Source organism: Lacimonas salitolerans, from assembly GCF_042677865.1.
Classification (GTDB): domain Bacteria; phylum Pseudomonadota; class Alphaproteobacteria; order Rhodobacterales; family Rhodobacteraceae; genus Lutimaribacter; species Lutimaribacter salitolerans.
Genome location: NZ_JBHUDD010000059.1, coordinates 53,558 through 73,123 on the forward strand (window position 1 = coordinate 53,558; position 19,566 = coordinate 73,123).

Annotated in this window: 15 protein-coding genes; 13 read left to right on the top strand and 2 right to left on the bottom strand. The window is 63.5% G+C overall.

What is annotated here, in order from left to right; translation table 11 throughout:
- Positions 1–5 precede the first annotated feature (5 nt).
- Positions 6–1,118: a DNA replication/repair protein RecF gene (gene recF / locus ACFTOW_RS12030; protein WP_379916464.1), complete on the top strand. Its 1,113-nt coding sequence runs from the start codon at positions 6–8 to the stop codon at positions 1,116–1,118.
- 95 nt (positions 1,119–1,213) lie between these two features.
- Positions 1,214–3,631, top strand: a complete 2,418-nt coding sequence (gene gyrB / locus ACFTOW_RS12035) for a DNA topoisomerase (ATP-hydrolyzing) subunit B (RefSeq protein WP_379915997.1) — start codon at positions 1,214–1,216, stop codon at positions 3,629–3,631.
- 144 nt (positions 3,632–3,775) lie between these two features.
- Here gyrB and htpX read toward each other — a convergent pair whose 3' ends face one another.
- Positions 3,776–4,699, bottom strand: coding sequence for a zinc metalloprotease HtpX (gene htpX, locus ACFTOW_RS12040; RefSeq protein ID WP_379915999.1), 924 nt, complete (start codon positions 4,697–4,699; stop codon positions 3,776–3,778).
- Positions 4,700–5,310: 611 nt separating this feature from the next.
- Here htpX and ACFTOW_RS12045 point away from each other — a divergent pair.
- The 3 genes from ACFTOW_RS12045 to glpK all read left to right on the top strand — a co-directional run bounded on the left by ACFTOW_RS12045 (position 5,311) and on the right by glpK (position 9,295).
- Positions 5,311–6,087 (top strand): transglutaminase-like domain-containing protein, encoded by a 777-nt coding sequence (locus tag ACFTOW_RS12045; protein WP_379916001.1) that lies wholly within the window; start codon positions 5,311–5,313, stop codon positions 6,085–6,087.
- Positions 6,088–6,193: 106 nt separating this feature from the next.
- Complete coding sequence (glpD, locus tag ACFTOW_RS12050; protein WP_379916003.1) at positions 6,194–7,753, top strand: glycerol-3-phosphate dehydrogenase; 1,560 nt, start codon at positions 6,194–6,196, stop codon at positions 7,751–7,753.
- Between the two features lie 57 nt (positions 7,754–7,810).
- Positions 7,811–9,295, top strand: a complete 1,485-nt coding sequence (gene glpK / locus ACFTOW_RS12055; RefSeq protein ID WP_379916005.1) for a glycerol kinase GlpK — start codon at positions 7,811–7,813, stop codon at positions 9,293–9,295.
- Here the strand turns inward: glpK and ACFTOW_RS12060 are convergent, their stop codons facing one another.
- Complete coding sequence (locus ACFTOW_RS12060) at positions 9,296–10,120, bottom strand: ABC transporter permease (protein WP_379916007.1); 825 nt, start codon at positions 10,118–10,120, stop codon at positions 9,296–9,298. It abuts the gene before it with no gap.
- Positions 10,121–10,252: 132 nt separating this feature from the next.
- On the opposite strand from ACFTOW_RS12060, the gene cysQ reads away from it, so the two are divergent.
- The 8 genes from cysQ to ACFTOW_RS12100 all read left to right on the top strand — a co-directional run bounded on the left by cysQ (position 10,253) and on the right by ACFTOW_RS12100 (position 19,564).
- Complete coding sequence (gene cysQ / locus ACFTOW_RS12065; protein ID WP_379916009.1) at positions 10,253–11,050, top strand: 3'(2'),5'-bisphosphate nucleotidase CysQ; 798 nt, start codon at positions 10,253–10,255, stop codon at positions 11,048–11,050.
- Positions 11,047–11,847: a 3-deoxy-manno-octulosonate cytidylyltransferase family protein gene (locus ACFTOW_RS12070; RefSeq protein WP_379916011.1), complete on the top strand. Its 801-nt coding sequence runs from the start codon at positions 11,047–11,049 to the stop codon at positions 11,845–11,847. The genes cysQ and ACFTOW_RS12070 overlap by 4 nt, the downstream gene beginning before the upstream one ends.
- Positions 11,844–13,082, top strand: coding sequence for a glycosyltransferase family 2 protein (locus ACFTOW_RS12075; RefSeq protein ID WP_379916013.1), 1,239 nt, complete (start codon positions 11,844–11,846; stop codon positions 13,080–13,082). The genes ACFTOW_RS12070 and ACFTOW_RS12075 overlap by 4 nt, the downstream gene beginning before the upstream one ends.
- Positions 13,083–13,236: 154 nt before the next feature.
- Positions 13,237–14,130, top strand: coding sequence for a UTP--glucose-1-phosphate uridylyltransferase GalU (galU, locus tag ACFTOW_RS12080; protein WP_379916015.1), 894 nt, complete (start codon positions 13,237–13,239; stop codon positions 14,128–14,130).
- 14 nt (positions 14,131–14,144) lie between these two features.
- The gene (locus ACFTOW_RS12085; RefSeq protein WP_379916017.1) at positions 14,145–15,380 is read left to right on the top strand and encodes a glycosyltransferase family 4 protein; all 1,236 of its coding nucleotides are present in this window, start codon (positions 14,145–14,147) and stop codon (positions 15,378–15,380) included.
- Between the two features lie 48 nt (positions 15,381–15,428).
- Positions 15,429–16,439: a glycosyltransferase family 2 protein gene (locus ACFTOW_RS12090; RefSeq protein ID WP_379916019.1), complete on the top strand. Its 1,011-nt coding sequence runs from the start codon at positions 15,429–15,431 to the stop codon at positions 16,437–16,439.
- Positions 16,436–18,133 (top strand): DUF5927 domain-containing protein, encoded by a 1,698-nt coding sequence (locus ACFTOW_RS12095; RefSeq protein ID WP_379916021.1) that lies wholly within the window; start codon positions 16,436–16,438, stop codon positions 18,131–18,133. Before ACFTOW_RS12090 ends, ACFTOW_RS12095 begins: the two co-directional genes overlap by 4 nt.
- A 3-nt stretch (positions 18,134–18,136) precedes the next feature.
- Positions 18,137–19,564, top strand: a complete 1,428-nt coding sequence (locus tag ACFTOW_RS12100) for a nodulation protein NodH (RefSeq protein WP_379916023.1) — start codon at positions 18,137–18,139, stop codon at positions 19,562–19,564.
- The last annotated feature ends 2 nt before the right edge of the window (positions 19,565–19,566 follow it).

The window sequence follows — 19,566 nt, forward strand, 5'->3', positions numbered from 1 at the left end:
ACGCTGTGGCCGGTCTCTACCTCTCTCACCTCACCCTGTCGCATTTCCGCTCGCACCTGGCGGCGCGGCTGGATCTGGACGCGCGGCCCGTGGCCATCCACGGGCCGAACGGCGCGGGCAAGACCAACCTGATCGAGGCCGTGTCGCTGTTTTCGCCCGGGCGCGGGCTGCGTCGATCCTCGGCCGAGGACATGACCCGACGCCCCGAGGCGCTGGGCTGGAAGATCACCGGCCTGCTGCACACCCCGCGCACCACGCATGAGGTTGAATTCCTGTCCGAAAATGGTGCCGCGCGGCAGGTGCGCATCGACGACAAGGCCGCCTCGCAGCTGGCGCTGGGGCGCATCGCGCGCGTGCTGTGGCTGGTGCCCAGCATGGACCGGCTTTGGATCGAGGCGGCCGAGGGGCGGCGGCGGTTTCTGGACCGCATGACGATGAGCTTCACCCCCGATCACGCCGAGGCGGTGCTGGCCTATGAAAAGGCGATGCGCGAACGCAATCGGCTGCTCAAGGATCAGGTGCGCGACGGGCACTGGTATGTCGCGCTGGAGCGTCAGATGGCCGAGGCCGGCGCGCAGATCCATGCCAACCGCATTGGCGCGCTGATGGCGCTGGAACGCGCGCAGGCGCAGGCTGAAACCGCGTTTCCCACGGCGCATCTGGAACTGGTGCAATCCGAAGGCGCCATGCCCGATACCGCCAGCGACCTGCGCGACGCCCTGTCCGAGGGGCGGTTCCGCGATCTGGCCGCCGGGCGCACGCTGGTCGGGCCGCATCGCACCGATCTGTATGGCGTCTTTGCCGCCAAGGGCGTGCCCGCGCGCGACTGCTCGACCGGTGAGCAGAAGGCGCTGCTGGTGTCGCTGATCCTGGCCAATGCGCGCGCGCTGACGCCTGATTTCGGTGCGCCGCCGCTGCTGCTGCTGGACGAGGTGGCGGCCCATCTGGATGCCGCCCGCCGCGCCGCGCTTTATGACGAGATCTGCGCGCTGGGGGCGCAGGCATGGATGACCGGAACGGGGCCCGAGCTGTTCGCCGAACTGGGCGCGCGCGCGCAATATGTCGAGGTGGTCGAGGATCGTGGCACCAGCGCAGCGCGGCAGATCACGCAGGCCTAGGCCAGACCCGGCCGACCGCGCAAAATATGGTGTATCCGCGTGACAATGCCCCCCACAGATCGTATAAAACCTGTCAAAGAACAAGGAAGTCATGAATGGCAGAGAACGCGCAGACCTCGCAAGAATATGGTGCAGATTCCATCAAGGTTCTCAAGGGCTTGGAAGCTGTACGCAAGCGTCCGGGAATGTACATCGGCGATACCGATGACGGCTCGGGCCTGCATCACATGGTTTACGAGGTCGTGGACAACGGTATCGACGAGGCGCTGGCGGGCCACGCGGATTTCGTGCGCGTGAAAATTCATGCCGACAGCAGCGTTTCCGTGCGCGACAACGGCCGTGGCGTCCCTGTGGATATCCACGAAGAGGAAGGCGTGTCCGCAGCCGAGGTCATCATGACCCAGCTTCACGCGGGCGGCAAGTTCGACCAGAATTCCTACAAGGTGTCTGGCGGTCTGCATGGCGTGGGTGTTTCGGTGGTGAATGCGCTGTCCGACTGGCTGGAACTGCGGGTCTGGCGCAATGGCAAAGAGCATTGCGCGCGGTTCGAACGCGGTGACACGGTCGAACACCTGCGCGTCGTGGGCGACGCCCCGGGCGAAAGCGGCACCGAGGTGCGGTTTCTGGCATCTACCACCACGTTCTCGAACCTCGACTATGTGTTCGAGACGCTGGAAAAGCGCCTGCGCGAACTGGCGTTCCTGAATTCCGGCGTGCGCATCATTCTTGAGGATGAACGGCCCGCCGAACCCCTGAAAACCGAGCTTTTCTACGAAGGCGGCGTGCGCGAATTCGTCAAATACCTGGACCGTTCGAAATCCTCGATCATGGCCGAGCCGATCTTCATGGTGGGCGAACGTGACGGGATCGGCGTCGAGGTGGCGATGTGGTGGAACGACAGCTATCACGAAAACGTCCTGCCGTTCACCAACAACATTCCCCAGCGCGACGGCGGCAGCCACATGGCGGGCTTTCGTGGGGCGTTGACGCGCACGATCACCAAGTACGCGCAGGAAAGTGGGATCGCCAAGAAGGAAAAGATCAGCTTTACCGGCGATGATGCGCGTGAGGGTCTGACCTGCGTTCTGTCGGTCAAGGTGCCCGACCCCAAGTTCAGCAGCCAGACCAAGGACAAGCTGGTCAGTTCCGAGGTGCGCCCGGCTGTGGAAAACCTTGTGAATGAAAAGCTGTCGGAATGGTTCGAGGAAAACCCGAGCCAGGCCAAGATCATCGTCGGCAAGATCGTCGAGGCCGCACTGGCCCGCGAGGCCGCACGCAAGGCCCGCGAACTGACCCGGCGCAAGACGGCGATGGATGTGAACTTCCTTGCCGGAAAGCTCAAGGATTGTTCCGAGAAGGACGCCAGCAAGACCGAACTGTTCCTGGTCGAGGGGGACAGCGCCGGCGGATCGGCCCAGACCGGCCGCGACCGGCGCACGCAGGCGATCCTGCCCCTTCGCGGCAAGATCCTGAACGTCGAACGCGCGCGGTTCGACAAGATGCTGGGCAGCCAGGAAATCGGCAACCTTGTGATGGCGCTTGGCACCGGCATCGGTCGGGATGAATTCGACATCACCAAGCTGCGCTACCACAAGATCGTCATCATGACCGACGCCGATGTGGACGGCGCGCATATCCGCACGCTCCTGCTGACCTTTTTCTACCGCCAGATGCCGCAACTGATCGAGGGCGGATACCTCTATATCGCGCAACCGCCGCTCTACAAGGTTATGCGCGGCAAGTCCGAGGTTTACCTGAAGGACCACACCGGGCTTGAGGATTACCTGATCCATCAGGGCACCGACGGCTCGGTCCTGCGGCTTGAATCGGGCGAAGAGATCATCGGCAACGATCTGGTGCGCGTGGTCGAGGAAGCGCGGCAGGCCAAACGGAACCTTGAGTACTTTCCAACACATTACCCACGGCACATTCTGGAACAGGCGGCAATCGCCGGTGCGTTCGAAATCGGGCGCGCCGATGAAGACCTGCAAGGGATCGCAGACGATGTGGCCCGCCGTCTGGACCAGGTTGCGGTAGAGTATGAACGCGGCTGGCAGGGCCGCATCACGCAGGATCACGGTATCCGGCTGACCCGCGTCGTGCGCGGTGTCGAAGAGGTGCGCACGCTGGACGGTCCGGTTCTTCGCTCGGGCGAGGCGCGCAGGCTGGGGGCCATGTCGGGCGTGCTGAAAGCGGTCTACGACCAGCCCGCGTTTCTGATGCGCAAGGAGCGCAAGCAGGAAATACACGGCCCGCTGAACCTGCTGGATGCGATCCTGAAAGAGGGCGAAAAGGGTCTGAGCCTGCAACGCTACAAGGGTCTGGGCGAAATGAACCCCAGCCAATTGTGGGAAACCACGCTGGACCCCGAGGCGCGCACTCTGTTGCAGGTCAAGGTTGATGACATGGCCGAGGCGGATGACCTGTTCACCAAGCTGATGGGGGACGTTGTGGAGCCACGGCGCGAGTTCATCCAGCAAAATGCTCTGAATGTCGAAAACCTCGATTTCTGATCGGGTCACGGGGCGGGCGTGTCCGGGTTCAGGATGCGGTATCTTCGCCTTGGGTATAAAGGGGTGGCGAAAAGCTGCACCAGCAGCGGTCTTGGCGGCTCCGTCACCTGATCCTGCGGCGCAAGCATAAACAAAGGGTCGTGCTCAGTCCCATGGCCCTGTTTGCTTGCGGTTGCGGGTGTTGGGAACACGGCTGGCGGAAACCGGGTGGTCAGCGGCTCTTGACGTCTGTCGGCCTGGCGCCGCCATGGCGTGAAGGGCGGCCACGCGGTTCTCGGTCGCGGGATGGGTTGCGAACAGGCTGTCGTGTTTGTGCGCGTGCAGCGGATTGATGATGAACATATGCGCCGTCCCCGGATTGCGCTCGGCTGCGTGGTTGTCGATCTGCGCCGCGCCCATGGCGATCTTTTGCAGGGCCGAGGCCAGCCAGAGTGGCTGACCGCAGATCTCGGCCCCAGCCTTGTCGGCGGCATATTCCCGCGTCCGGCTGATGGCCATCTGCACCAGGGCCGCCGCCATCGGTGCAAGAAACATCATCAGAAGCGTGCCGACCAGTCCCAGCCGCTCTCGCGATCCGCCAAAGAAAAGCGCGAAATTGGCCAGCATCGAGATCGCACCGGCAAAGGTCGCGGTGACGGTCATGATCGCGGTGTCATGGTTGCGGATGTGGGCGAGTTCATGAGCGATCACACCGGCCAGTTCCTCGCGGGTCAAGCTGCGCATCAGGCCCGAAGTCACCGCTACGGCGGCATTCGCGGGGTTGCGACCGGTGGCAAAAGCATTCGGCTGCGGCGTGTCGATCAGATAGACATTGGGTTCGGGCAGGCCCGCGTTCCGCGCAAGATCGGCAGTCAGGGCGTGCAGGCCCATCCTGTCACCCGGCAGCACCGGCTGGGCGTTATGCATACGCAGGACCATGCGGTCCGAGTTCCACCAGGTAAAGGCGTTCATTGCCGCGGCGACGACAAGCGCGATAAGCGCGCCGCCCGATCCGCCGATCAAGTAGCCGACGCCCATGAAAAGCGCGGTCATCGCCGCCATCAGCATCGCAGTCTTTACATAGCCCATCTTTGTCTCCCGAACGTCACCCAGCGGTCATGCACGAGATATGGAGAGTGTTCGGGCCTATGCAAGCATCTGCGCCAAGGGCCGGTTGCACACGGGCGGTTCTTTCTGGATCGCCCTGCCCGTCAGGTATTCACCGCTTCGGAGATCGGCAGGCCGACCTCAAACCTGACGCCGGGGTGGCGAATGGGGCTTGCCGGCTTTGTTGCGCAGATCACATTGAGGGTTCACCCTGCGACCCCGGTATGATGGCCGAGCGGCAAGAGCAGTCGGGCATCCCAAGAAGGACAAGACCACGACCTGTCATTACGTTAGAACGCTCTGAAGCTGCATTGATCGCTCGCAATCTGCGTCAAGCCGGATATGCAAAGCTTCGTCGCGAGAACCTTCGATCCGCCCTTGGCATTCCCGTCACCGAGGTCGTAGGATGAACCCCTGAAAGGGGATATTCGCCCTGATACAGTTTTGCGCAACAAATCCCCTAACCCGCCTGACTTCGAAAGAATCGGGGCACGGCGCAACACGATCACCACATCCTGTGATGCCGGGCAGGGAAACTCGCGTCAGGCCGGATCGCGCCCTCTGACGTGACATAAACAACAGGCCACCCCACCGTGAGATTGAACATCGACGTCTACATGGATTACCAGACCGCGCCCAGCGATCCCGTCTTGCTGGCTGTGACCGCCGCGCAGACCGAGGGGCAGACCGTTCTGCAAAGCGACCTTGAGGTCGAAGGCGCCACGCTGCGCTGGATTGATGGTGCGGGGCAGCGCGGGCGCATGGTCTGGGCCTTTGTGCCGGGCGAGCGGCTGCAATTGCGCTACAAGGCGCTGGTCGAGGTGACGCGGGCCACCGTCCCGCTGGATCGGCTTGCGCCGACGCGGTTTCCCGATCTGCCCGGCGGGGTCATCCCCTATCTGCGGCCATCGCGCTTCTGCCCGTCGGATCTGTTTGTTTCCTTTGTGGCCAAGCAATTCGGCCATCTGGATGGCGGGGCCAAGGTTGCGGCCATGCGCGACTGGGTTGCCGGCGCGCTGACCTATGTTCCGGGCAGCTCCACCGGCACCACGACAGCCATCGACACATTCGTCACGCGCGAAGGCGTGTGCCGGGATTATGCCCATGTCATGTGCAGTCTGGCGCGCGCGGCGAACATCCCCGCGCGCTATGTCTCGGGCTATGGCCCGCAGGTCAATCCGCCCGATTTCCATGCTCTGGCCGAGGTCTGGCTGGATGGTGCCTGGCATCTGGTGGACCCGACGGGCACCAGCACCCCGTCCGACCTGGCGGTGATCGGATCGGGGCGCGATGCGGCGGATGTGTCGTTCATGGAGACCGAGAATTTTGCGCAGGCGATCTATCAACGTATTGAAGTATCGCAGGTTTGAGGAAAACCAGGGCCCATGCCGCCATCGATTTCGTGCAAACGTCATATGGTCGCGTTACGGCAGGGCAGGATTGACAAGGCGGGCGGGCTTGCTGCCCCTGTGACCCATGACTGATGCAACCAGACCTGACCCAGTGGACCTTTTGATCGTCGGCGGCGGCGTCAATGGCTGCGGCATCGCGCGCGATGCTGCGGGGCGCGGGCTGTCGGTGATGCTGGTGGAACAGGGCGATCTGGGGCAGGCGACCTCGTCCGCTTCGACCAAGCTGTTTCATGGCGGGTTGCGGTATCTGGAGTATTTCGAGTTCCGTCTGGTGCGCGAGGCGCTCAAGGAACGCGAGGTGCTGCTGCGCAACATGCCCCACATCAGCTGGCCGATGCGTTTCGTTTTGCCGCTGGACCCCGCGATGCGGTTCGAGGGGGACACACCGGCGGGTAAGCTGTTGTCCCGGGTTATGCCGTGGTTGCGCGGGCGGCGGCCGGGTTGGATGATCCGGCTGGGCCTGCTGGCCTATGACAACATGGGCGGGCGACAGATCCTGCCGCCTGCGCGCAGCCTGCGGCTGGATGGCCCCGAGGGTGTGGCGCTTAAGCCGCAGTTTCGGCGCGCGTTCGAATATTCGGATTGCTGGGTGCAGGATTCACGTCTTGTGGTGCTGAATGCCCGCGATGCCGCCGCGCGCGGGGCCCACATCGCGCCGCGCACCCGGTTGGTGCGCGCCACGCGCGGCGATGATCTGTGGCAGGCCGAGCTTCTGGATACAGACACCGGTGCGCAGCAGACCGTGACCGCGCGGATGATCGTCAATGCCGCTGGCCCCTGGGTGGCGCAGGTGATCCATGGCGCGCTGGGACAGAACACCAGCGATGCGATCCGGCTGGTGCGGGGCAGCCATATCGTGACCCGGCGGCTGTACGACCACGATAAATGCTATTTCTTTCAGGGGCCTGACGGGCGGATCATCTTTGCCATTCCCTACGAGCAGGAGTTCACGCTGATCGGCACCACCGATCAGGAACACCCCGACCCGGACCTGCCGCCGCATTGTACGGATGAAGAGCGCGATTACCTTTGCGCCTTTGCCTCGCGCTATTTCCGGCAGCCAGTGACGGCGGAGGATGTCGTCTGGAGCTATTCCGGCGTGCGCCCCTTGCGCGACGATGGCAGTGCCTCGGCCAGTGCGGCGACGCGGGATTACTCGCTGCGGCTGGACCGGGATGGTGCGCCGGTGCTGCATGTGTTCGGCGGCAAGATCACCACCTATCGCAAGCTGGCCGAGGCGGCGGTGGCCGAGATTGGCGCGGTGCTGCCCATGACCCATGGCCCGTGGACGGCGGATGCACCCTTGCCCGGCGGCGATTTCCCGGTGGCCGAGGTGGGTGCGCGGATCGCGCTGTTGCAGGCGGAGTATCCGTTCCTGACGCCAGCCTGGGCCGAGCGGTTGTTTCAGACCTACGGGTCCGAGGCGTGGGACGTGCTGGGCGATGCGCGCACGATGGCAGACCTTGGTACGGATTTCGGCGCGGGCCTGACCGAGGTTGAGGTCGACTGGCTGCGCAGCCATGAATTTTCCCACACGGCCGAGGATATCATCTGGCGGCGCACCCGCCTGGGCCTGCGGATGACATCGGAGCAGGTGGAACGCCTGCGCGTGCATCTGGGCTAAACCCTTGCCCGGAAATGGCTTTCGCCGCAGTATGCGGACCGAAAGGGAGGCAGGGCAATGACATATATTCTGGCCATCGATCAGGGCACCACATCCTCGCGCTCGATGATCTTTGACGCGGGCCTGCATCCCGTGGCCACGGCGCAGCAGGAATTTCCCCAGCATTTCCCGGCCTCTGGCTGGGTCGAGCATGATCCGAATGACCTGTGGTCCTCGGTCGCGGCCACGTGTCGCGCAGCGATTGAAAAGGCGGGGCTGCGGGCGGGGGATATCGCGGCCATCGGCATCACCAACCAGCGCGAAACCACGTTGATCTGGGACCGCAAGACCGGCAAGCCGATCCATAACGCGATTGTCTGGCAGGACCGTCGGACAGCCGAAACCTGTGACAGCCTGCGTGCGGCAGGACACGAGGCGATGATCACGCAGACCACCGGTTTGCTGCTGGACCCGTATTTTTCTGCCAGCAAGATCAAGTGGTTGCTGGATAATGTCGAAGGAGCGCGGGCGCGGGCGGAAAAGGGCGAACTGGCGTTTGGCACGGTAGACAGCTGGCTGATCTGGAACCTGACCGGCGGGGCGGTGCATGCGACGGATGCCACCAACGCCTCGCGCACGATGCTGTTCGATATCCGCAGCGGTGACTGGTCCGATGACCTGTGCGCGCTGTTCGGCATACCGCGTGACCTGCTTCCGCAAGTGCATGATTGCGCGGCGGATTTTGGCACGACGCGCGCCGATCTGTTCGGGGCGGAGATCCCCGTCCTGGGGGTGGCGGGCGATCAGCAGGCGGCGACGATCGGGCAGGCCTGTTTCGATCCGGGGATGATGAAATCGACCTATGGCACGGGGTGTTTCGCGCTGCTGAACACCGGCCCGGAAATGGTTATGTCGCATAACCGTTTGCTGACGACGATCGCCTATCAACTGGACGGGCAGCGCACCTATGCGCTGGAAGGGTCGATCTTTGTCGCCGGGGCCGTGGTGCAATGGCTGCGCGACGGGTTGCGGATCATCCGCGCGGCGGGCGAGACGCAGGCATTGGCCGAACAGGCCGACGCCGGTCAGGATCTGGTGATGGTGCCTGCCTTCACCGGGCTTGGCGCGCCCTATTGGCGGGCGGATACGCGCGGCGCGATCTTTGGGCTGACGCGCAATTCGGGACCAGCGGAATTTGCCCGCGCGGCGCTGGAAAGCGTGGGCTTCCAGACCCGTGACCTGTGGGAAGCCATGCGCGCCGACTGGCAGGGTGCGGATGACGGCGTGCTGCGGGTGGATGGCGGCATGTGCGCCTCGGACTGGGCGATGCAGTTTCTGGCCGACATTCTGGGCGCGCCGGTGGACCGGGCCGAGGTGCAGGAAACAACCGCGCTGGGGGCGGCATGGCTGGCGGGGATGCGGGCGGGCATTTGCCCGGATATGGAAGGGTTTGCGGCGGGTTGGCGATGCGACAGGCGGTTCGAGCCAAGCATGGAGCCTGACCGGCGCGATGCGCGTTATGCGCGGTGGCAAAAAGCGGTCAAGGCCGCGATGGGGGTGTGATCAGCGCCGCGCCTCCCAACTGGCCGAGGCGTGGCGGCGGGTATAGAACTCGCCCATCAGCCCGATCATCAGCAGGATCAGACCCACCCAGAACGCATATTCCCAACTGGAATAGCGCGGGGCATAGTTTATGAACACATAGCCGCGCGACTGGTCGATGGCGTGAAACAGCGGGTTCCAGTCGAACATCGCCAGCATGTAGGCGGGCAGGGTATTGGCCACGAACATCTTGCCCGAGGCGATCATGTTGGCGCGTTGATAGATCGTGGTGAAGATGCTGACGAAGGTCGGAAACCACGGCTTGATCGCCAGCAAAAGCACGCCCAGCCCCAGCCCGGTGAACCACGCCAGCATGACCATGGCAAAGGCGGATGCGGGGTCTTGCACCTCGAACGGGGTAAAGGCCACGTCATAGATGAACAGGATCACGAACAGCGACAGAACCTGGATATACAGCGTCGACAGGGCCGCCGCCGCGATGGCGATGATCGTGTTCATGGGCGCGTGCTTCATCATCGGCGATGCCGGTCCTTCGGAGCCGACAACCGCGCCCAGGGTCTTTGCATGGGTCATGTAAAGAAAGATGCCCGACATGATGTACAGCAGGAAGTCGCCGCGGATCGCAGCGCCGCGCAACCCCAGGACGGTGAACAGGATGTAGAAGGCCAGCACAAAGATCGCCACCTGAAGCATGTTCATCAGGATCGCCATGATGGCGTTGCCATGGGTCTTGCGGATGCTGCGCACCGTGCTGTGGTAAATCAGCTCGAATATCGTGAGGCCTGCCGACAGGCTTGATTGGCGATAGGGTCTTTGTTGAAACATGGCCTCACTGCTCCGCGTGCAGGCTGGATATCGCACGGAATTCTTGCCGATCCGTTTGTCGGGTACCATAAGGGGGCCAGCCCGATTTGGCAATTCGCGTCGTTGCCGCGACGCAAAGGCAGGAGAGATGCTTTGGATTACGAAAAACTGACCGTGGTGATGCGCCGGCTGGCGCTGCAGGCGGGTGAGCGGATCATGGAGATTTACGACGCGGACGATTTTGACGTGAAGGTGAAATCGGATGCCAGCCCGGTGACCGAGGCGGACGAGACGGCGGATGCGCTGATCTCGGCCGGGCTTCGGGCGGAATTTCCCGGTGTGGTGCTGGTGACCGAGGAACAGGCCGAGTCGCACAGCGAAAAGGCGGAGACGTTCCTGATCGTCGATCCGCTGGACGGCACTAAGGAGTTCATCAACCGGCGCGGTGATTTCACGGTGAACATTGCGTATGTGGAAAATGGCATACCCACCCGTGGCGTGGTCTATGCGCCGGCCAAGGGGCGGATGTTTCTGACGCTGGCCGACGGGTCGTCGGTGGAAGAAACCGGTGATCTTGCCGAGGATACGATGGGTCCGACCACGCCGCTGCGGGTGGCAGATGCCGACAACGGCGCGTTGATGGTTGTCGCCTCGAAATCGCACCGCGATCAGGCGACGGATGATTACATCGGCAAATACGCGGTCAAGGACATGACATCGGCGGGCAGTTCGCTGAAATTCTGCCTTGTGGCGACGGGCGAGGCTGATCTGTATCCGCGCGTGGGGCGCACGATGGAATGGGATACTGCCGCTGGTCATGCCGTGCTGCATGGCGCGGGGGGGCGGGTTGTGCGGTTTGATGACCACACGCCGTTGACCTATGGCAAGGATGGCTATGCCAACCCGTTCTTCATCGCCCACGCACCCGGTGTCGATCTGAAACCGGCATGAGCGTTCTGATCGTCATACCGGCGCGCTATGCCTCGACCCGCTATCCGGGCAAGCCCCTTGTCGGGCTGACCGGGGCCAGTGGCACAAGCCAGACGCTGATCGAGCGCAGTTGGCTGGCGGCCTGCGAGGTGACGGGCGTGGACCGCGTGGTCGTGGCCACGGATGACGCGCGTATCCGCGATGCCGCGCAAGGGTTCGGGGCCGAGGTCGTGATGACCTCCGAGGATTGCCAGAACGGGACCGAGCGGTGCGCCGAGGCGCATGCCGCCCTGGGCGGCGGGTTCGACATCATCGTGAACCTGCAAGGTGATGCGCCGCTGACGCCCCATTGGTTCGTCGAGGATCTGATCGCGGGCCTGAACGCTGGCGCGGCGGCGCAGGTGGCCACGCCGGTTCTGCGCTGTGACGGGCGGGCGCTGAACGGGTTTCTGGACGATCGCCGCGCGGGGCGCGTGGGCGGGACCACGGCAGTGTTCACCGCCGATCGCCATGCGCTGTATTTCTCGAAAGAGGTGATCCCGTTCACCCCGGATCGCTATGCCGATGATGCCGACACCCCGGTGTTTCACCATGTTGGCGTCTATGCCTATCGTCCGGAGGCACTGGCCGCCTATCCCGGCTGGGCCGCCGGCCCGCTGGAGCGGCTGGAAGGGTTGGAGCAGTTGCGGTTCCTGGAGCAGGGCCACACCATCCTGTGCGTCGAGGTTCAGGCACGCGGTCGCCAGTTCTGGGAGTTGAACAACCCCCAGGACGTGCCAAGGATCGAGGCGATGATGGCCGAGATGGGCATGGAATGACCACGCCGCGGGCCAGTCTGCGGGCCAGCGTCGTCATCGTCAGCCGAGGCAGGCCCGATACGCTGTGCCTGTGTCTTGCCGGGGTCGCGCGCCTGCGTCGTGCGACCTACGAGGTGATCGTGGTGGCCGATCCGGGCGGGTGTGCCGCCGCCCGTGCGCTGCCCTTTGCCAGGCAGTTGAAGCTGATCGAGTTCAATCGCGCGAATATCTCCGAGGCGCGCAACCTGGGCATCGCGCAGGCGGCGGGCGATGTGGTGGCGTTTATCGACGACGATGCCGTGCCCGAGCCGCGCTGGCTGGATCATCTGCTGGCGGTCTTTGCCGACACGCGCGTGGCGGCGGCGGGTGGCTTTGTGCGCGGGCGCAACGGTATCTCGTTTCAATGGAAGGCGCGGACCGTGGATGACACGGGACAGGCGCATCCGATCGAGGTGAGCGACACCCGCGCCACCCTGCTGGCCCCGCCTGCAGGACGCGCCGTCAAGACCGAAGGCACCAACATGGCCGTGCGGCGCGACGTGCTGGCCGATCTGGGCGGGTTCGACCCTGCCTATCGGTTCTACATGGATGAGACCGATCTGAACATGCGGCTGGCGCGGGCCGGACATGCCACGGCGATCGTGCCGCTGGCGCAGGTGCACCACGCCTATGCCTCCAGCACGCGGCGCAGTGCGGATCGTGCGGTGACCGATCTGCGCGATATCGGCGCGTCGCAGATGGTTTTTCTGCGCCGCCACCACCCGGACGCCGAGGCCTGGCCTGGGATCATTGGCACCGTGCGCGCCGAGCAGCGCAAGCGGCTGCTGGAGCAGATGGTGGATGGCCGTCTGGAACCGGGCGATATCGGGCGGATTTTGCGCGGGTTCGATGCCGGTGTGACCGAGGCGCGGGCGCGCGCGCTGCCGTTCATGCCCCGCATCCCGGCGTCGCCGCGCGGGTTTCTGCCCTTTGCCAGCCGCGCCACCGGTCCGGTCGAGGTTCTGTCAGGCCGGATATGGAGCCGCGCGCGGTTGCGCAGGCAAGCAGCGGAGCGGGCCGAACAGGGCGCGACGGTGTCCCTGTACCTGTTTTCGCACACCGGGTTGTTTCACACCGTGCGGTTTCTGCCCGAAGGTGTGTGGCTGCAACGAGGCGGGCTGTGGGGGCGCAGCGAACGCGACGATCCGGTGTGGCGGTGGTGGCGCTTTGCGTCTCGCGTCAGGCGGGAAACCGCCCGCTGCGCGCATCTCAGATAAGCGCGTAACCCCTGAATTTTACGCATACTTCAAGAAAATTCTATGTTTGCCCCTACCGTCATGGGAATTTAACATGTTCCGGGTGATGTGATATGTCAGAATAACAATGTAAGGCCATGCGGAAAGCAATGGCAGAGGTACCAGAGGTCTATTTATGAAACGAAAAGTCACCAAAGCAATTTTTCCCGTCGCCGGTCTGGGTACGCGGTTCCTGCCAGCGACAAAGTCTGTTCCGAAAGAGATCATGACATTGGTTGACCGGCCGCTGATCCAGTATGCCATCGACGAGGCGCGGGCGGCAGGTATCAAGGAATTCATTTTCGTCACCTCGCGAGGCAAGGGTGCGCTGGAAGACTATTTCGACGAGGCGCCCCAGCTTGAGCAGTCGTTGCGCAAGTCCAACAAGACCGAGCTTCTGGAAATCCTGAAAAGCACCAACATGGAATCCGGGGCCATCGCCTATATCCGGCAGCACAAGGCGCTGGGGCTTGGCCATGCGGTGTGGTGCGCCCGCCGTCTGATCGCGAACGAGCCCTTTGCGGTGATTCTGCCCGATGACGTGATCGCGGCAGAAACCCCCTGCCTGCAGCAGATGGTCGAAGCATACGAGGAAAACGGCGGCAACATCGTCGCCGCGATGGAGGTTCCGCCGGAAAAGGCCAGTTCGTACGGTGTGCTGGATATCAAGGAGGATATGGGCAGCGTCGTGTCGGTGCGCGGCATGGTCGAAAAGCCCGCCCCGGGCGAAGAGCCGTCGAACCTGGCGGTGATCGGCCGTTACATCCTGACGCCGAACGTTCTGAGCAATCTGAACAAGATGAAGTCGGGCGCCAACGGCGAGATCCAGTTGACCGATGCCATCGCGGCAGAGATCGACGCCGGGCGCGATGTCTTTGGCTATCGGTTCCGTGGCCAGCGGTTCGATTGCGGTTCCAAGGCCGGTTTCCTGCAGGCGACCGTGTCCTTTGGCCTGTCGCGCCCCGAGTTGCGTGACGAACTGGCGCAATATCTCCGCGAGATCGTGGCACTGGACAAGGCCGCCGAATAGGCGGCCCTTGGTCTGTGGCCGGGACCGGCGGTTCACATCCTGTCTACCTGCTTGACCTGTCGCGGCTGATCAGCCGCGCGGGCCGCGTTGCTACCGGCGTTGACAGGGTAGAGCGCGCCTATCTGGATCACCTGCTGACGCTGGATACGCCGCTGTTCGGGCTGGTGCGTACCGCCTATGGCTTCGCCCTGCTGGACCGGGACGGGATGACCAGTCTGCGCGAACGGCTCGCCGGGCGCGTGGCATGGGGGCGGGCCGATACCCTGTCGCGGTTGCGGCGGGGCCTGTCACCTGCGCGCCAGCAGGCCGAAGCAGATGTGCGGCGGCTGGCCATTGCGCGCTGCTTGCCCGCGCGGCTTACACGGATGTTGGCGCGCCATGTGCCACCGGGCGGCGTGTACCTGAACCTGGGCCATGCCAACCTGACCGACCGGGTGCTGAGCGCCGCCAGGCAGGGCGCGCGTGCGCGGATTGCCGTGCTGATCCATGACACGATTCCGCTGGACTATCCGCAGTACCAGCGCGCCGAGGTGGTTGCACGCTTTGGCCCGATGCTGCGGCGGGTGCGGGCGCGGGCTGACTGGATCATCTGCAATTCGATCCAGACCGCCGCCGATGTGCAGCGCCATATGGGGGCATGGGGCCCGGTGCCTGAACGGATTGTCGCGCATCTGGGCGTGGATGTGCCCGTGCCGGCCCCCGACTGGCCGCGCCCGGCGGGGTTTGATCCGGCGCGGCCCTGGTTCGTCACCGTTGGGACCATCGAGCCGCGCAAGAACCATGGATTCCTGCTGGATCTTTGGGATGCGCTGGCGCGCGATGGTGTGCAGCCCATGCCGCAACTTCTGATCTACGGCAGCCGGGGCTGGATGAATGACGCAGTGTTTGCCCGGTTGGATAACGACGGGATAATGGGCCGCGATGTGTTCGAACTGTCGGGGTTGAGCGATGGGCAGATCGCCGCCGCGCTGACCGGATCGGCGGGCCTGCTGTTTCCCAGCCACGCCGAAGGGTTCGGCCTGCCCCCGGCCGAGGCGGTGGGGCTGGGCGTTCCGGTGATCTGCAACGATCTGGCGGTCTATCGCGAAATCCTGGGTGATATTCCCGTTTACGCGAAGGTGGACGGTATATATCCTTGGCAGGAAACGATATTGGCCGTTATGGCCGGGGAAAAAGGCAATCGGGGCAGCGAGGCCGACCTTCCGGGCTGGGACGCGCATTTCAATACCGTCTTAAGCAAGCTGGTATAGTGGCGGTTACGGGATGACGGCCGCCGGGGGCAGGACAAGGAAAGCGTTTTGGGCGCATGGCAATCATACCGGCTGAGGCTGCAGCGCAAGCGATGGCTGATCCGTGCCTTTCGCAAGCGCCGCGAGTTGCGTTCGGTCATCGACCGGACGGGGCAGATCAAGCCCGGTGACCTGTTGCTGTTTTCGACCCAGCGCAACGAACAGGTCCGCCTGCCCTATTTCCTGCAATATTACCGCGACATGGGGATCAATCATTTCCTGATCGTGGACAATGACAGCACGGATGGATCGGTCGACTACCTTGTCGATCAACCCGATGTGTCGGTCTGGCACACCACGAAAAGCTACAAGCGATCGCGGTTCGGTGTCGACTGGCTGAACTGGTTGCAGCGCAAGTATGGCCACGGGCACTGGACGCTGGTGGTCGATCCCGATGAATTCCTGGTCTATCCGTTCTGTGACACGCGGCCCTTGCGCGCACTCACCGACTGGTTGGATGCGTCCTCGATCAAATCCTTCTCGGCCATGCTGCTGGATATGTATCCCAAGGGGCGGATCGACGATCAGCCCTATCGCTCGGGGCAGGACCCGCTGGAAATCGCAAACTGGTTCGATGCCGGAAACTATGCGATTTCCAAGAACCGGCGCTTTGGCAACCTGTGGATTCAGGGCGGGCCGCGGGCGCGGGTGTTCTTCCCCGAGATACCCGCCAAGGCGCCCGCGCTGAACAAGATACCGCTGGTGAAGTGGGACCGGCGCTATGCCTATGTCAGCTCGACCCACATGCTGTTGCCGCGCGGCCTGAACCTTGTCTACGACGAATGGGGCGGGGAAAAGGCCAGTGGCGTGCTGCTGCACACCAAGTTTCTGGACACCTTCACCGTCAAGGCCGCCGAGGAACTGACCCGCAGGCAGCACTATGCCGCCAGCGTGGAATACAAGGCCTATGCCGCCACGCTGGATGACAACCCCGACCTGTGGTGCAAATGGTCCGAGAAATACATCAACTGGCGCCAGCTGGAGATTCTGGGCCTGATGTCAAAGGGCAACTGGGCATGACCGTCGGGATCGTCATGCTGGTGCATACCGCGCTGGGCCGGGCCGAGCAGGTGGCGCGGCACTGGCACGCGGCGGGATGTCCCGTGGTGATACACGCCGACAGGATCGTGACACGCAAAACCTATGACGCCTTCGTGCGCTCGCTGTCTGATCTGCCCAATGTGCGGTTTTCGCGCCGCCACCGCTGTGAATGGGGCACATGGGGGATCGTGGCGGCATCGCAAAGCGCGTCCGAGATGATGCTGGCCGAGTTTCCGCAGGTGCGGCATGTCTATCTGGCGTCGGGATCGTGCCTGCCGCTGCGCCCGGTGCAAGAGCTGATTGATTACCTGGCCGCCCGCCCGCGCACCGATTTCGTCGAAAGCGCGACCACCGCCGACGTGCCCTGGACCGTCGGGGGGCTGGATCAGGAGCGGTTCACCCTGCGTTTTCCGTTCAGCTGGAAACGCAACCGGATGCTGTTTGACACCTATGTCAGACTGCAACGCCGCCTGCGCCTGCATCGCGCCATCCCCAAGGGCATCGTGCCGCATATGGGCAGCCAATGGTGGTGCCTGACCCGCCAGACGCTGAGCGCGATCCTGCAAGACCCCGAGCGTGAGGTCTATGACGCCTATTTCCGCCGCGTCTGGATTCCGGATGAATCCTATTTCCAGACGCTGTCGCGGCTGTATTCCACCAATATCGAAAGCCGGTCGCTGACCCTGTCCAAGTTCGATTTCCAGGGCAAGCCGCACATATTCTACGACGATCACCTGCAACTGCTGCGCCGGTCCGACTGCTTTGTCGCGCGCAAGATCTGGCCCCATGCCGACCGGCTGTACGAGGCGTTTCTGACCGATCCGGCAGGCGCGATGAAACGGACCGAGCCGAACCCCGGCAAGATCGACCGGATTTTCGCCAAGGCCGTGGAAAAGCGGACGCGCGGGCGGCCCGGCCTGTACATGCACAGCCGCTTTCCCAACCATGGCTGGGAAAACGGAGTGACCAGCGGACGCTATTCGGTGTTTTGCGGGTTCTCCGACCTGTTCGAGGATTTCGAGCCCTGGCTGAACAAGGCCACCGGCGCCCGCGTGCATGGCCATCTGTATGCGCCGGAACGGGTGGAATATGCGCAGAACCAGACGTTGATGAACGGGGCGCTTTCGGACAATGCCGCGCTGCGCGACTACAATCCGCAGGCGTTTCTGACCAACCTGATCTGGAACACCCGTGGCGAACGGCAGTGCTTTCAGTTCGGGCCGGGCGATACGCAGGACATCAACTGGTTCATCGCGCGCGATCCGAATGCGCAGATATCGGTCGTGTCGGGGGCTTGGGCGGTGCCGCTGTTCAAATCCAACCGGAACTTTGCCGACATCCGCAAGGAGGCCGCGAACCTGCAACGCATCGAAAGCGCCTTTCTGGACGTGCTGCGTGCGCCGCATTCCAAGGCGCGCATCCGAATCTGGACCATGGCCGAGTTCATCGAGGCCCCGATGGAGCCGTTGCAGACCATCATCGACGAGATCGGCAACAAATCCCTGCGCCGTCTGGCCGAGGTGCCGAAGATGGCCGATCTGGCCGGGTTCGGCCAGTTCCTGCAAAACCTCAAGAATCAGGGCATGCACCCCTATCTGATGGGCGATTTTCCGGTTGCGCGCGATCTTGGCCCGCAGAAAAGCCGCCCGCGCAAACCCTATCTGGTCAAGTAACCCATGCCGCAGCCCTTTGATTACTTTGTCGTTTTCGCGGAAATGCGGACAGGATCGAATTTTCTGGAAACCAACCTGAACGCCTATGACGGCGTCACTTGCCATGGCGAGGCGTTCAACCCGCATTTCATCGGCTATCCCAACAGCACCGAGATTCTGGGCGTGACCCAGGCCATGCGCGATGCCGATCCGCTGCGGCTGATCACCACGATCCGCGATCAGACCGAGGGGCTGGGCGGGTTTCGATATTTCCACGATCACGACGCGCGTGTGCTGGATGCGATGCTGGGCGATCCGCGCTGCGCCAAGATCGTGCTGACGCGCAACCCCGCCGAAAGCTATGTGAGCTGGAAGATCGCGCAGGCCACCGGCCAGTGGAAACTGACAGACGGTCGCCGCCGCAAGGACAGCCGTGTGACGTTCGACCGGGACGAGTTCGAGGCGCATCTGACCGCCTTGCAGACGTTTCAGGTTTCACTGATGAACGCGCTGCAAGTGACCGGGCAGACGGCGTTCTATCTGGATTACGAGGATTTGCAGAGCGTCGAGGTGATGAACGGTCTTGCCCGCTGGCTGGGTGTGTCGGCGCAACTGGACGGACTGGACAAAAGCTTGAAAAAGCAGAACCCCGAGGCGATGGCCGACAAGGTCACGAATTTTGACGCGATGGCGCAGGCGCTGGCGCGGCTGGATCGGTTCAACCTGTCGCGCACCCCGAATTTCGAACCGCGCCGCGGGGCGCAGGTGCCCAGTTTCGTGGCCACCTCGCGTGTGCCGCTGCTTTATATGCCGGTGAGATCCGGGCCCGAGGCGCAGGTGATGGACTGGCTGGCCGCGCTGGAGGGTGCGGGCGTGGACGGGCCGGAGACGAAGTTCACCCAGAAAACCCTGCGCCAGTGGAAGCGCGCGCACCCGGGCCATCGGTCGTTTACCGTGCTGCGCCATCCGGTGGCGCGCGCGCATGATGCGTTCTGCCGCCGCATACTGGCGACAGGGCCGGGCAGCTATGCCGATATCCGCAAGACCCTGCGCAAGGCGTACAAACTGCCGATTCCGGGGCAGGGTCCAAGCGGCGAGTATGACCGCCGCGTCCATCGCAACGCTTTCCTGGCGTTTCTGGAATTTCTCAAGAAGAACCTGAACGGTCAGACCGGCATTCGTGTTGACGCCGCATGGGCCAGTCAGGCCAGCGTGGTCGAAGGCTTTGCCAATTTCGCCCTGCCAGACCTGATCCTGCGGGAGGAGGAGATGGCCTTGGCGCTGCCCGCTTTGGCAACGCGACTGGGTGGCGCCAGTGTGCCCGACATGGCCGGCGCGGCAGATGACCTGCCCTTCGATCTGGCCGAAATCTATGACGCCGAGATCGAGGATCTGGCAGCGCAGGTCTATCAGCGCGATTACGTCACCTTCGGGTTCGATCGCTGGGGCTGACG